Origin of the sequence: Skermania sp. ID1734 (assembly GCF_007489285.1) — a bacterium.
In the GTDB taxonomy this organism is placed as follows: domain Bacteria; phylum Actinomycetota; class Actinomycetes; order Mycobacteriales; family Mycobacteriaceae; genus ID1734.
In genome coordinates this window covers 1-12,564 of sequence record NZ_VLIY01000008.1, presented here as the reverse complement: position 1 = coordinate 12,564, position 12,564 = coordinate 1, and the positions used below count along the sequence as shown (strand labels likewise).

The 12,564-nt window shown below is 66.5% G+C and carries 13 protein-coding genes; 5 read left to right on the top strand and 8 right to left on the bottom strand.

Annotated elements, in window-relative coordinates; genetic code table 11:
- Window positions 1-32 precede the first annotated feature (32 nt).
- From FOS14_RS11405 to thiO, 6 genes are read right to left on the bottom strand one after another with little or no spacing between them, the layout of a single operon-like run.
- Window positions 33-1,457 (bottom strand): M28 family peptidase, encoded by a 1,425-nt coding sequence (locus FOS14_RS11405; protein WP_143770591.1) that lies wholly within the window; start codon window positions 1,455-1,457, stop codon window positions 33-35.
- A gap of 5 nt (window positions 1,458-1,462) precedes the next feature.
- Complete coding sequence (locus FOS14_RS11400) at window positions 1,463-2,236, bottom strand: ABC transporter permease (protein WP_143770589.1); 774 nt, start codon at window positions 2,234-2,236, stop codon at window positions 1,463-1,465.
- Window positions 2,233-3,180 (bottom strand): ABC transporter ATP-binding protein, encoded by a 948-nt coding sequence (locus FOS14_RS11395; RefSeq protein WP_143770587.1) that lies wholly within the window; start codon window positions 3,178-3,180, stop codon window positions 2,233-2,235. Before FOS14_RS11395 ends, FOS14_RS11400 begins: the two co-directional genes overlap by 4 nt.
- 35 nt (window positions 3,181-3,215) lie before the next feature.
- Window positions 3,216-3,986 (bottom strand): thiazole synthase, encoded by a 771-nt coding sequence (locus tag FOS14_RS11390; protein ID WP_143770585.1) that lies wholly within the window; start codon window positions 3,984-3,986, stop codon window positions 3,216-3,218.
- Complete coding sequence (gene thiS, locus FOS14_RS11385; RefSeq protein WP_143770583.1) at window positions 3,979-4,188, bottom strand: sulfur carrier protein ThiS; 210 nt, start codon at window positions 4,186-4,188, stop codon at window positions 3,979-3,981. Before thiS ends, FOS14_RS11390 begins: the two co-directional genes overlap by 8 nt.
- Entirely contained in the window at window positions 4,185-5,264 is a 1,080-nt protein-coding gene (thiO, locus tag FOS14_RS11380) for a glycine oxidase ThiO (protein ID WP_143770581.1), read from the bottom strand. The genes thiS and thiO overlap by 4 nt, the downstream gene beginning before the upstream one ends.
- 67 nt (window positions 5,265-5,331) lie before the next feature.
- Here thiO and thiE point away from each other — a divergent pair, with 67 nt between their 5' ends.
- Window positions 5,332-6,030 (top strand): thiamine phosphate synthase, encoded by a 699-nt coding sequence (gene thiE, locus FOS14_RS11375; protein ID WP_185981732.1) that lies wholly within the window; start codon window positions 5,332-5,334, stop codon window positions 6,028-6,030.
- 7 nt (window positions 6,031-6,037) lie between these two features.
- Here thiE and FOS14_RS11370 read toward each other — a convergent pair whose 3' ends face one another.
- Complete coding sequence (locus FOS14_RS11370) at window positions 6,038-6,616, bottom strand: CHAP domain-containing protein (RefSeq protein ID WP_143770577.1); 579 nt, start codon at window positions 6,614-6,616, stop codon at window positions 6,038-6,040.
- Window positions 6,617-6,755: 139 nt separating this feature from the next.
- The gene (locus FOS14_RS11365) at window positions 6,756-7,445 is read right to left on the bottom strand and encodes an NUDIX domain-containing protein (protein ID WP_143770575.1); all 690 of its coding nucleotides are present in this window, start codon (window positions 7,443-7,445) and stop codon (window positions 6,756-6,758) included.
- A 141-nt stretch (window positions 7,446-7,586) separates the two neighbouring features.
- On the opposite strand from FOS14_RS11365, the gene FOS14_RS11360 reads away from it, so the two are divergent.
- From FOS14_RS11360 to FOS14_RS11345, 4 genes are all read left to right on the top strand, one after another.
- Complete coding sequence (locus FOS14_RS11360; RefSeq protein WP_143770573.1) at window positions 7,587-8,972, top strand: hypothetical protein; 1,386 nt, start codon at window positions 7,587-7,589, stop codon at window positions 8,970-8,972.
- Window positions 8,969-9,958: a glutamate ABC transporter substrate-binding protein gene (locus tag FOS14_RS11355; protein WP_143770571.1), complete on the top strand. Its 990-nt coding sequence runs from the start codon at window positions 8,969-8,971 to the stop codon at window positions 9,956-9,958. The genes FOS14_RS11360 and FOS14_RS11355 overlap by 4 nt, the downstream gene beginning before the upstream one ends.
- A 3-nt stretch (window positions 9,959-9,961) precedes the next feature.
- Complete coding sequence (locus tag FOS14_RS11350; protein ID WP_143770570.1) at window positions 9,962-12,256, top strand: serine/threonine-protein kinase; 2,295 nt, start codon at window positions 9,962-9,964, stop codon at window positions 12,254-12,256.
- Between the two features lie 147 nt (window positions 12,257-12,403).
- On the top strand, window positions 12,404-12,564 hold a 161-nt coding region (locus tag FOS14_RS11345), incomplete at its 3' end, for a helix-turn-helix domain-containing protein (RefSeq protein WP_255450283.1).

The window sequence follows — 12,564 nt, the reverse complement described above, 5'->3', positions numbered from 1 at the left end:
GCGTATCCCAGGGCCGTGACACCCCGCGCTCGTCAGGCAACGTTGCCGCGGACCCGCGCGCGGTCGCTGTGGCCGGGCACACCGTCGGGACCATCGATGGCCAGCGAATACAGGGCAATTCCGTACGCCGCCGCGCGAGCATTGCGCTGGAATTCGGCCATATCGACGCTGCCCACAGTGTCCTTTGCCGAGTGGTAGTTCGGGTCGAACGGTTCGTCGGCCTTACCGCCCCACTTGGCGGCTTGGGCCGGCGACTTCCTTTCCTCGGCGCCACTGAACACACCACCGGCGGGGATGCCGTGCTCGATGAATGCGCCGTAGTCGGACCGGCCATCGAAGTCGGTGCCGTCCGGTTGAAAGCCGGCGCGCTTCAGGTAGCCGTTCAACGTGCGCTCGATGCCCGCTGAGCCCTGTGGACCCGCAGGCGCACCCTGGTGGTCGGAATCGTCGCCGTCGTACGTGAGATAGCCGGGGTTCGGCGAACCCAACATGTCGAAGTTCAGGTACAGCGCGATGTCCAGACGCTGCGCGCTCGTCAGTCCATCGACATAGGCGTCGGAACCGATCAGCCCGCGCTCCTCGGCACCCCACCAGGCGAACCGCACCGCGTTCGCTACCGGCGGCGACGGCCCCATCTCGAGCGCGGTCTCGAGGATCGCGGCTGTCCCCGTTCCGTTGTCGTTGATGCCCGGCCCCTGAGGCACGCTGTCCAGGTGCGCACCGGCCATCACGACATTTTCGGTGGAACCGGTCTTCGTCTGCGCTATGACGTTGCGCGAGCGCATCGTCGTCGTTTCGGTCTGCAGCACCAGCCGGGCCGAGCCGGACAGCCCGGCTCCGTCGGACCGGCGGACGCCGACAATCGGGATCTTGCCGCCCCGGTCCTCGCCGAGGGTTGCCTCGCCGAGCGGATCGTCGGACGCGTTCACCACGATGACGGCGAGTGCTCCCTGCGCGGCCGCGACGCGCTGTTTTTGCGCGAAGGTGCAGACGCCTCGCTGCACCAGCGCTATCGACCCGCTGACGCCGTCGTAGTCGCGGGCGTCGCAGCCGTTGCCGGCGGCGGCCACGATCGGGGCGTCGATGCCCTGGTCCGGCGTCGGCGGAGAGTAGGCCACCGCGTCCACCGGGACCAGTCGGCCGTCGACGACCAGGCTGTGGGTGCCGACCCGGAAGTCCGAGACGTCGAATTCCGGAGTCTGCACATCGAATCCGCGTTTGCGGAGCTTCGTGGCGATGTAGTCGACACTGGCGTCGTACCCGGCCGTCGCCACCGACCGGTTGCCGTCGTGCTGATCAGCGATGCGTTGCAGATCGTGCAGATCAGCGCCCAGGGCGTCTTGCGTGATGCCGGCCGCCACCGCGTCCGCGGAGATCGACCGATTCGGTTCGCTGCCGCACGCAACGGCGAGCCCGCAAACCAGCAGGCCCGCCACCGCCACCCGCCCGACGCGCATACCGCTCAGGCGTCGCGCTTGTTCACCACGAACAGCGCCGCCCCGAAGATCACGGCCACGATCACCGCGAAATACACCAGGCTGCCCCACGGCCCCCAATGGAAATCGACGTCGCCACTGGTCGAACCCAAGAAGTGCTGGGCATTGGTGAACGGCATGAACGGCCGGACGGTCCGGCCGAAGCTGCCGAACAGTCCCACGATGCTCTCGATGAGCAGCGGCCACAGGATCAGCAACGAAATGGCCGCCGCGGACTGGCGCAGCAACGCACCGATACCGATAGCGAGTACCACGCACAGGAAGGCGTAGATCGGCAGGCCGTAGATCGCCCGCCAGGCTTCGCCGGTGTCCAGGCGCAGCGGAATGCCGGCGGTGCTGTTGGCGATGGCCCCGGCCAGCCCGACGGCGCAGAATGCCAGCACGGTGGTCAGGACCGCGCCGTACACACCGACCAGCAGCGCCTTCGCGCACAAGACTGTCGATCGGTGCGGCATCGCCTGGAAGGTGGTGCGGATGATCCCGAACCGGTACTCGCTGGTAATGGTGAGCGCGGCAAGGATCATCAAGACCATTACCCCGAAGCCGGCGACACCGTTGGTTGCCGTGGCCGGGGTCAGTCCCGGAAAGCCGCCCGAGTCCCGCGGATTGTCGACAGCCAAATTGGCGGCCCAGCCCATGAACGCTGCGAAGGCAAGGCTGATCACGATGATGATCGCGCTGCACCACCACGGCGAACGCACCGAGGTGAACTTGATTCGCTCCGCTGTCAATACGCTCATCGCAGCGCACCTCCCATGACCTGCTCGACGCCTTCACCGTGGTACTGCACCGTGTCGCCGGTGAGCTTCATGAATGCTTCCTCCAGCGAGCCATGTTGCGGGGCAAGCTCATACAGGGTTATTCCGTGGGACGCGGCAAGCGTGCCGATGTCATCGGTACTGGCACCAGTCACCAGCGCAGCGGGCGCGTCGGGCACCGAATTGTCTTCGCGCAGTTGCAGTCCCTTCGCCGTGAGGATGTTGCCGAACTCGGCCAACTGCGGCGAGCGCACCCGCACCGCCGTCTCCGAGGCACGGGCGATGAAGTCCCGCACGCTCGTGTCGGCGATGAGGCGACCGCGGCCGATGACCACGAGATGGTCTCCGGTCTGCGACATTTCCGACAGCAGGTGACTCGACACCAACACCGTGCGGCCCTCGCCGGCCAGCCGCTGCATGAAGCGCCGGATCCACAGAATGCCTTCCGGGTCCAAGCCGTTGACCGGCTCGTCGAACAGCAGCACCGGTGGATCACCGAGCAGCGCCGCAGCCAGACCGAGCCGTTGCGACATGCCCAGCGAGAAGCCGCCGGCGTTCTTGCCGGCCACCTCGGTGAGGCCGACCAAATGCAGCACGGCATCGACTCGCGACTTCGGGATGCCGTTCGATGCGGCCATCCAGTGCAGGTGCGCCCGCGCGGAACGGTTGGGGTGCACCCATTTCGCGTCGAGCAGCGCGCCGACGGTCCGCAGCGGGTGGCTGAGTTCGTGGTAGTGCTGGCCCTGGATCAGCGCCGTTCCGGCGGTGGGCCGGTCGAGGCCGAGGATCATCCGCATGGTGGTGGACTTCCCGGCACCATTGGGTCCGAGGAACCCTGTCACTCGCCCGGGCGGCACCGTGAACGTCAAGTCCTCGACCGCCCGGGTGGCACCGAAGTGCTTGGTCAATCCCTTTACTTCGATCATGGAAGACAGCATTCCTTACGTCGGCGCGAGGGGCATCAGATGTCGGGCATGTCGGACATTGGTGACGAGGCCTGCGCCCAGAACCGCTTCGGAATCCGTCCGGCCAGGCGGGCCTGACGCCCCGCCCGGACCGCGTCGGCCATGGCGGTCGCCATCAGCGGCGGATTCGCCGCCCGCGTCACCGCGCTGGCGAGCAGCACGGCGTCGCAACCGAGTTCCATGGCCATGGCGGCATCGCTGGCCGTGCCGATCCCGGCATCGAGGACCACCGGAACTCCGGCGTCGGCGACGATCATCTCGATGTTGTGCGGGTTGGCGATGCCCAGGCCGGTTCCGATCGGCGAACCCAGCGGCATCACGGCCGCACACCCAGCCTCTTCGAGCCGGCGCGCCAGCACCGGGTCGTCGGTGGTGTAGGGCAGCACGATGAAACCGTCGTCCACCAGTTGTTCTGCGGCACTGACGAGTTCGATGCCGTCGGGCAACAGGGTTCGCTCGTCCGCGATGACTTCCAGCTTGACCCAATCGGTTTCGAGCGCCTCGCGGGCCAGCTGGGCGGTAAGAACTGCTTCGGCTGCGCTGCGACAGCCCGCCGTGTTCGGCAGCACCTTGATGTCGAGGCGTTTCAACAGGTCCAGAACGCCGGTCCCGCCCGCCGCGTCGACGCGCCGCATCGCGACGGTGGTCAGCTCGGTACCCGAGGCCTCCAGCGCCTCCTCCAGAACCAGCAGATTGTCGGCACCGCCGGTGCCCATGATCAGGCGCGAACCGAAGCTCCGATCCGCAATAACGAGCCGGTCAGCCACCTTGTACCGCCGTCAAAACCTCGATGCGCCAGCCTCTTTGCACCTGCTCGTCCCAGCGCGACTTCGGAAACACCGACCCGTCCACAGCGATTGCCACGCCCCGGTCGGGTAAATCGAGTCGAGTCAACAACTCTCGCACGCTGATCGATTCGCTGAATTCGTGATCCTGGCCGTTGACGGTGATGCCCACCGGTGTACTCATCGGCGCTCCTTCTCATCGGTGAAGCGTTGCGGATCGGCGCTTTTCGCTTCCAGCAGCTGATTTCCCTCGAGCTGGGCCAGCACCGCGTCAACCGTGATCGCGGTCAGCAAGATCCCGTTGCGGCCGTGGCCCGACGCGACCACCACCCGGTCCGTCAGGCGCCCGATCAAGGGCAGGTTGTCCGGCGTCATCGGCCGCAATCCGGCGGCGGACTCGGCTAGTTCGTATTCGGCGACGCTCGGCAGGATGGCTTGGGCATCGGCGATGAGGTCACGCACTCCCCCGACGGTGACGGTGGTGTCCACGCCGGCCTCGTACTGTGTCGCGCCCACCACGACGCCGTCCGCACGGGGGACCAGGTAGACCGGTCGACCGTGCACGCGCGCCCGAATCACTCGCGACGGCCCGGGCGCCACACCGCGACGGCGACGCAGTCGCAGAATCTCGCCCTTCACCGGCCGGATCGGCAAGCGCGGCCACAGCTTCGCCGACGAGTACCCGGCCGCCAGCACAACCTGTTCTTCGGCCAGCGCGTCGATGTCGGTGATGGCCCGCTCGACCAGGTCAACGCCCGCGCCCGCGCATGCTCGCCGGAGAGCAGCCACCAAGGCCCGGTTGTCTACGGCCAGCTCGTCGGCGGCGAGCAACCCGAGGCGCGCGCTGCGGGCCAGGGCGGGCTCGGCCGCCCGCAACCCTGCCCGGTCGATGATGCGCAGTTCGTATCCCTGCCGGCCCACACAGTCCGCGATCGTGCGCAGGTCCGCCGCATCTGCACCGTCCAACGCGACGGTCAGCGACTCGCGTGCGCTGAACACGTCGATGCCCGTGGCCTGCTGGAGCCGGGCGGCAAAGTCGGGCCACCGTTGCAGCGACGCGGCACCGAGGTCGAGCACCAGTTCCTCACCGGGCCAACCCTCCGAGAGCGGCGCAAGCATTCCACCGGCGACATGGGACGCGCCGGAGCCGGGCGCGGGGTCGTACAACGTGACGCGCCAGCCTGTCTCAGCGGCACGCCAGGCGATGGCCAGGCCGATGACACCACCGCCGACCACCGCGAGAGTTGCCCGCGGGCGCATACGTTTCACCTCGCTCCCCACCGCTGCTCCTACCGCAATCTTCACGGTAGACGCTACCGTCGGAACCGTGCATGCCACCCATTCCGGCCGGTTGACGCCGCGCGAGCGTTTGGCCTCCGCGCAGCTGTACCTGTGTACCGACGCTCGGCGCGACCGCGGCGATCTGGCGAAGTTCGCTGAGGCGGCGCTCGCTGGCGGAGTCGACATCATCCAGTTGCGCGACAAGGGCTCCGCCGGGGAGCAGCGGTTCGGTCGGCTCGAGGTGAAGGACGAACTCGGCGCGCTCGCCGAGCTGCGGGCCGCCACCCGGCGGCACGGCGCCCTGCTCGCCGTCAACGACCGCGCCGACGTGGCGCTCGCGGCCGGCGCCGATGTGCTGCACCTGGGCCAGGGCGACCTGCCCGTGCACTATGCCCGGCAGATTCTGGGACCGGAGGTGGTGATCGGCCGCTCGACGCACAGCCGCGGCCAAGCCGGGCTGGCCTCGATCGAGGAAGGCACCGACTACTTCTGCACCGGACCGGTCTGGGCGACTCCCACCAAGCCGGGGCGGTCGGCCGTCGGGCTGGATCTGCTCAGGTCGACGGCGGATTCGGCACCGTCGCGGCCATGGTTCGCCATCGGCGGGATCGATCAGGCTCGGTTACCCGAGGTCATCGCGGCTGGCGCACGGAGAATTGTGGTCGTCCGGGCGATCACCCAGGCCGACGATCCCTATGCGGCCGCGCGAAGCTTGAAACAACAGCTGCTCGCTGCGCGGGGATGATTCGCCGCTACCAGGGCAGGACGTGAATGTACTGGTACGCGCCGATTTGAGACCACCGGTCGTTGTGGTAGAGCCCGTCGTAGGCGCCGTTGACGATCCGGTTGTACTCCTCGAGACGCACCTGGCCTTGCCGCGCCCCACGGCCGACCTCGGCGACGATCGCCACGTGCCCGTAGAAGCCTTCCGAGCTTTGCGCGACATCGCCCACCCGCGGGTTGCCGTCCACCGCAAGCCCGACCGCCCGCGCCGCATTGGCCCAGTTGCTGGCGTTGCCCCACCCCGGCGGAATGACCATGCGGCCGGCGATCTGATTGGCGCGGAACGCGGCGAAGTCGGTGCAGTTGCGGTAGTTGTAGCCGCCCGGACTGGCGGTGGCGCCGAACTGGGCCCACATGGAACTCGGGCACAATCCCACCGGGACGCCGGTATTCACACACACCGCGGTCTGAAATGGATAATCGTTGATACCCGCCAACGCATGGGCGGTCGCGGGCACCGGTGGCGCCAGGAACGGCAGCGCAGCGAGTACCCCAGCCGCCAGCAAGCTGCCGGCTAAGCGAGCACCCCCGAACCCGTACCGTCCCATTACCACGAACCCACCTCCACACCTTCACCCAACACGACCGCGCAGCCAAACAGAGCATGAATGGTTGCAATATCGTGATCATAGTCGGCTAAATGATCTTTCCGCACCCGATCGGTGGATCAATTGGCCGAAAAACGGGTCAAGAAAGCACTTCAGCGGTCGTTATCGCGACAAAATTCGCCGAAAGTGCGCTCTGCTGCAGGGGAGTTTCCGTTATCAATGCGGTCAACCCGCCCTCGATGGCGCGAATTTCCTCCGCACGCTCGATGCCCGGGATCCAGCCAAACCCCTTCTCAGGCAATGTGACCGTTCGCGGCAGCGCCGTCGCCAAGGCGCGTCGGTCTGCGCTGATATCGAGCACCAACCGCAGTTGCACCGCGCGCAATCCGGGCCATGCCACCGCGAAACCCGGATGCAGCGGCAGGCTTTCGACGTCTTCCTCGGCCACCCAGCGCAATTCCGCACTTTCCCGATTGCGGCTGGTGGCGAGCCGGCGCGAGGCATCGGCGACCACCGTCGTATAGGTCCACCCGCTCAGCGCCCGCGCTGTCACCACCTCCGCGCGCACGCGCAGGTCAGTTGCGGCGAGCCCGGCCTCTTCCTCGGCCTCCCGCACCGCAGCGTGAACGACGGTCTCGTGGCTGTCTCGGGCGCCGCCGGGCAACGCCCACGTGCCGCCCTGATGGCTCCAGACCGCCCGATGCTGTAGCAACACGGCCGGGCGGCCGTCGGGCAGCGGTGCGCGCAACAGCAAACCGGCGGCACCGTGAATGCCCCAGTGCCGACTGCCATCCGGGCTGAACGCCCAGCCGTCGCCGTCACCGCGCATGTGTCTCCTGCCGCACTGCCACTACTACCTACACCCGGAGGTGCTAGTTATGACTGTATTCGCTCCCATGCCGAAGGCTGCGGGCAAGAATGGGACTAACTGCCCAAGCAGTCGTGTGGCGAACCGGTCGGGAGGTGAGGTGTGGCAACCACTCCAGTGGCAGCCACCCCGCTGCCGAAGCGTCGCAGTTCCGAAGTCGCGCTGCAACCGCAACTGAGCGACTTGAGCCCGCGCGCCGCGGCCGCGCTGATCCGGCAACACTTCGATCCACGCGACGTCCGCGAGTTCCTGCGCTCCTCGCCGGCTCGGCTGATCGCGCTGGCGGTGCTGTTGATGGCCATCTGCGTCGCGGCGGGGATCGTCGCGTCATCGACGGTGGGCGATCGCAGTTCCCGGCTCACCACGCTGCTCGCCGATGACGAACCGTTCGCCGCCTCGTCCCAGCGCTTGTACAGCTCACTGTCGATTGCCGACGCCGCGGCGACCACGGCCTTCATCTCGGGCGGGCTGGAACCGCAGGCGGTCCGGAACAGGTACCTGCAGGCGATGGGTGACGCCGCCGCCGAGATCGCCGGCGGTGCGGCCGGAACCGAAGATGCGAACACGCCGATCCGCCAGCTGGTGACGTCGATCGCCACGCAGCTGCCCATGTACGCGGGGCTGATCGAGACGGCGCGCACCAACAATCGCAGTGGTCATCCGGTCGGCGCGGCCTACTTGGGCGAGGCTTCGAACCTTATGCATAGCCGCATCCTGCCGATGGCACAGTCGCTGCACGACAGGCAAACCCAACGAGTGGCCACCATCGAGCAGCGCTATTCGGAGCCGCCCTGGGCCGCCATTGCATTGCTCGTCTGCGCGCTCCTCGCACTGGTGCTCGCGCAGGTGTACGTGGCGCGTCGCTGGCACCGAATCTTCAACCTCGGACTCGTGGGCGCCACGGTCGCGATAGTCGCGTTGTTCGCCTGGTTCGCGATCGCGGGATCCATTTCGTCGGTCGCCAGTCAACACGCCCTCGACCACGGCACCCATCCGCTGGAAAACCTCACCACGGCGCGCATTCTCGGCCAGCAGGCGCGCTCGGCGGAGACTCTGAAGCTGGCCCGCCGCGATACCACCGGCCAGTACGACCGTGATTTCGACAGCGAGACCACTGATCTGGCCGCATTGCTGAAGAGTTATCCGCATGATTCACCGGGCGCCGACCAGATCGCCGACGCCCAACAGGCGCTGCAACGCTGGCGGCAGTCACACCAGCGCATGAACGACACCCTCGACGTCGGCGACTTCGTGGGCGCGGCGATTGTCGCCACCGGCCCCGAGTCAACCGGTTCGATGGCACAGTTCGACGCGTTGGACAATGATTTGGGAACGGCGATCGTCGCGCTGCGAAACGACCTGCGACGGAACATCTCTCGGGCAGCAGAATCGCTTCGCGAGCTTGCGCCCGGGGGGCTGGGCCTCGGGCTGGTCGCAGGTTGTTTGGCCGCCGTGGGCATTTGGCCGCGATTACGGGAGTACCGATGAGAACCGTTCGTCGGCGCTGGATTCTTTCGGTGCTCGCTGTGCCTTTGGTTGCCGGTGCGTGCGGTGCGCCGGTGGCGCCGTTGTCGAACCTGCCGTCGGTATCGGGTAACTACAGCCAACCCCCGATGCCCGCGCATGCCGAAGAACTCACCGCCGCACCGTCACCGACGCCGGCCACGGCCAGTTGTGGCAACCCGCTCGCGAGCCTGCGGCCCTTCCCCGATCCGGCTTCGCCACCACCAAGTGCCGCGCTCGACGCCATCCGTTCACACGGGCGGCTGATCGTCGGACTCGACACCGGCAGTAACCTTTTCAGCTTTCGTGATCCGGTGACCGGTCAGATCGAGGGCTTCGACGTGGACATCTCGCGCGAGATCGCGGCCGACCTCTTGGGCAGCCCCGACCGCGTTGTGTTCCGCATTATCGGTTCGAAATACCGCGAACTCGCCCTCGAGCGGCACACCGTCGATATCGTCGCCAGCACCATGACCATCACCTGCGAGCGGCGCCAGCAAGTCGCGTTCTCGACTGTGTATTTCCAGGCAAACCAGCGCATTCTCGCCCTGCGCGACTCCGGGATCAACGACCTCGCAGACCTCGCCGGCAAGCGGGTGTGCGTGGCGACTGGTACGACCTCGCTCGAACACATCCAGCAATATCAGCCCGCCGCATCGATTCTCACTGTGCCCACGTGGGCGGACTGCCTCGTCGTGCTGCAGCAGCGTCAGGTAGACGCCGTCAGCACCGACGACTCGATTTTGGCTGGAATGGTGGCCCAGGATCCCTACGTGCAGATTGTCGGCCCGAGCATAAGCCCCGAGGCGTACGGCATCGGAATCAACAAGGACGACCCCGATTTGGTGCGCTTCGTCAATGGCACCCTGCAACGCATTCGCGCCGACGGAACGTGGAATCGCATCTACAACCGGTGGCTCAGCGTGCTCGGCCCGTCACCCGGTCCGCCTGCCCCGCAGTACGAGGACTGAACCGTGAGTACGGAGAGTTCACCGGAGACTGAAGGTACCCAGCGTGCCGAGCCCGAGCAGCAAACGGAGGGCACGCTGCCGGCGCAGCTGGCAACCGCAGCAAGTAGCGGCGACACGTCTGGGCACACCAGCCCGAGCGGTCGGTCGTCGGGACGCAGTGCCCGCGCCGGGCGTACCCACCCGTCGCTGCGCAGGTTGGGTGCCGGCCTGGTGGAGCTTCCCGCAGTGGAGCCGATCGATCCCCGCAGCGCCGTGCTTACCGATCCTGTTGTGGCAGAGAACAAGCGCTATTGCTGGCGCTGCGGGAAACCGGTGGGCCGAGGCACTGCAACCAGTCCGGGAAGCGCGGTCGGTCGGTGCCCGAACTGTGATTCTCCGTTCGACTTCCGGCCGCAACTGCAACCCGGCGACATGATCGCCGACCAATACGAAATTCAGGGGTGCCTCGCCCATGGTGGCCTCGGCTGGATTTACCTGGCCATCGATCACAACGTCAGCGATCGATGGGTGGTGCTGAAGGGCCTCCTGCATTCCGGCGATGCCGAAGCGCAGGCAGTCGCCTTGACGGAGCGGCAGTTTCTTGCCGAGGTAGCGCATCCGTCCATCGTCAAGATCCACAATTTCGTGGAGCTGCCCATGCCCGATGGCACCATGATGGGCTACATCGTCATGGAATACGTTGGTGGACAATCGCTCAAGGAGCTCCTGGCCGCCCATTCGCCGCCCAAGCTACCGGTCGACGAGGCGATCGCCTACATCCTGGAAGTTCTTCCGGCACTGGAGTATCTGCACTCGGTCGGCTTGGCGTACAACGATCTGAAGCCCGACAACATCATGCTGACCGAGGACCAGCTGAAGCTCATCGATCTCGGTGCGGTGGCGGGCCTGGAGTCATACGGATTCCTGTACGGCACAAAGTGGTACCAGGCGCCGGAAATCACGCGGACGGGTCCCACAGTCGCCTCCGACATCTACACCGTTGGCCGTACGCTGGCGCTGCTGACGCTGACCATACCCACCGAAAAAGGCCGCCATGTCGACACTTTGCCGACGCCGGAGGACGAGCCGGTGCTCGCGCGCTACGAGTCGTTCAACGCGCTGCTCGAACGGGCGACGAACGTCGACCCGGCCCAGCGCTTTCGGTCGGCACATGAGATGGCGGACCAGCTCAACGGTGTGCTGCGGGAGGTGCTGTCGCAAGATACCGGCGAGGAACACCCGCGACTGTCGACGATTTTCAGCCCGCAGCGCACGAGCTTCGGCACCGACGAAGAGGTAGCGCTCACCGACTCCGCGACCGACGGGCTGGCCAGGCAGCGAAAGCTGCAGCCACGAAAGGTCGTTGAGGCGCTGCCGGTGCCACTCGTCGATCCGAACGAGCCGACGGCACCGTTGATTGCGGCTGCGGTCCACAGTGAACCACAGCAGACGTTGGATTCGCTGCACCAGTTGCGAACCAAGAAGCTTGCCGAATTCACCAGCACTGCAAGCGATGCGGCAATCGCTTCGTTCGAACGGGAAATCACGCTCGCCGAGGTGCGCGCGACCGTTCGCTATGGCGACGGTGTCGCCGCCGCGAGACTGCTTGCGGAATTGGACGACGAGACCGACTGGCGCATCGCCTATTATCGCGGACTTGTTGCTGTACTGAACGGCCGGTTCGAGGTGGCTTACGAGGAATTCGACCGCGTTCGTCGCGCGCTGCCCGGCGAGGCCGCACCGAAGTTGGCGTTGGCTGCCAGCGCGGAACTCGTTGTGCAGACTGATCCGACTGACGCCGAGCGGTGGCATGAGCTCGCAGAGCGGTATTACCGCGAAGTTTGGCGGACCGATCATGGTGTGGTCAGCGCGGCCTTCGGACTGGCGCGCCAGCTTGCCCACCGCGGCGAATACGACCAGGCAGTCGCCGCGCTCGACGAAGTGCCCGCGACGTCAAGGCATTTCAACGTCGCGCAAATGACCGCCGTGCTCATGATTCTCACGCGTTGCCCGCTCGACGAACTCGACGAGAAGACGCTGCAATCGGCCGCGGCCCGGGTTGCTGCGCTGCCGCCCGATGAAGCTCGCGCACTGCAGATTCGGGCCGTCGTGCTAGGCACTGCGTTGGCGTGGATACGACGCAATCCCGACGCGCAGTCGGTGGACAAGTCAATTCTTGGCTCGCCCTTCACCGAGCGCGGTTTGCGACAGGGCAGCGAAGGCGTGTTGCGGGCGTTGGCGAGGGCAGCGCCCGGGCGGAGTCATCGGTATGCGCTTGTTGATTTTGCGAATGCCATTCGGCCGAAGAGTTGGTTCTAGGTGGGGATTTGTCATGTCGCAGGACATCGGTGACAGTTCTGTATCTGGACATCGGTGGCGTTTTGAGTGGTTTTGGTGGTGACACTTCTGGTTTCTTGAGCGGTGCCGACCGCCAATGAACCCGTTGATCCTCGTGTCCGCCTCGCGATCGCCCAGTGGCCTGATGACGCGCCACGCGGAGCGGTGACGACATTCTGTGCCGAACACCGGATTTCCCGGAAAACGTTCTACGCGATCCGCGCGCGGGCACGAACCGACGGCGCGGCAGCGGCCCTGCAGCCGCGCAGCAGGCGACCCAAGAACAGTCC

What these genes read in the sequence shown, in the direction of transcription:
- FOS14_RS11355 (WP_143770571.1), top strand. Translation starts at nt 8,969, where the DNA reads ATGAGAACCGTTCGTCGGCGCTGGATTCTTTCGGTGCTCGCTGTGCCT.
- thiS (WP_143770583.1), bottom strand. Translation starts at nt 4,188, where the DNA reads ATGAGTACACCGGTGGGCATCACCGTCAACGGCCAGGATCACGAATTC.
- FOS14_RS11365 (WP_143770575.1), bottom strand. Translation starts at nt 7,445, where the DNA reads ATGCGCGGTGACGGCGACGGCTGGGCGTTCAGCCCGGATGGCAGTCGG.
- FOS14_RS11370 (WP_143770577.1), bottom strand. Translation starts at nt 6,616, where the DNA reads ATGGGACGGTACGGGTTCGGGGGTGCTCGCTTAGCCGGCAGCTTGCTG.
- FOS14_RS11395 (WP_143770587.1), bottom strand. Translation starts at nt 3,180, where the DNA reads ATGATCGAAGTAAAGGGATTGACCAAGCACTTCGGTGCCACCCGGGCG.
- thiO (WP_143770581.1), bottom strand. Translation starts at nt 5,264, where the DNA reads ATGCGCCCGCGGGCAACTCTCGCGGTGGTCGGCGGTGGTGTCATCGGC.
- FOS14_RS11400 (WP_143770589.1), bottom strand. Translation starts at nt 2,236, where the DNA reads ATGAGCGTATTGACAGCGGAGCGAATCAAGTTCACCTCGGTGCGTTCG.
- FOS14_RS11405 (WP_143770591.1), bottom strand. Translation starts at nt 1,457, where the DNA reads ATGCGCGTCGGGCGGGTGGCGGTGGCGGGCCTGCTGGTTTGCGGGCTC.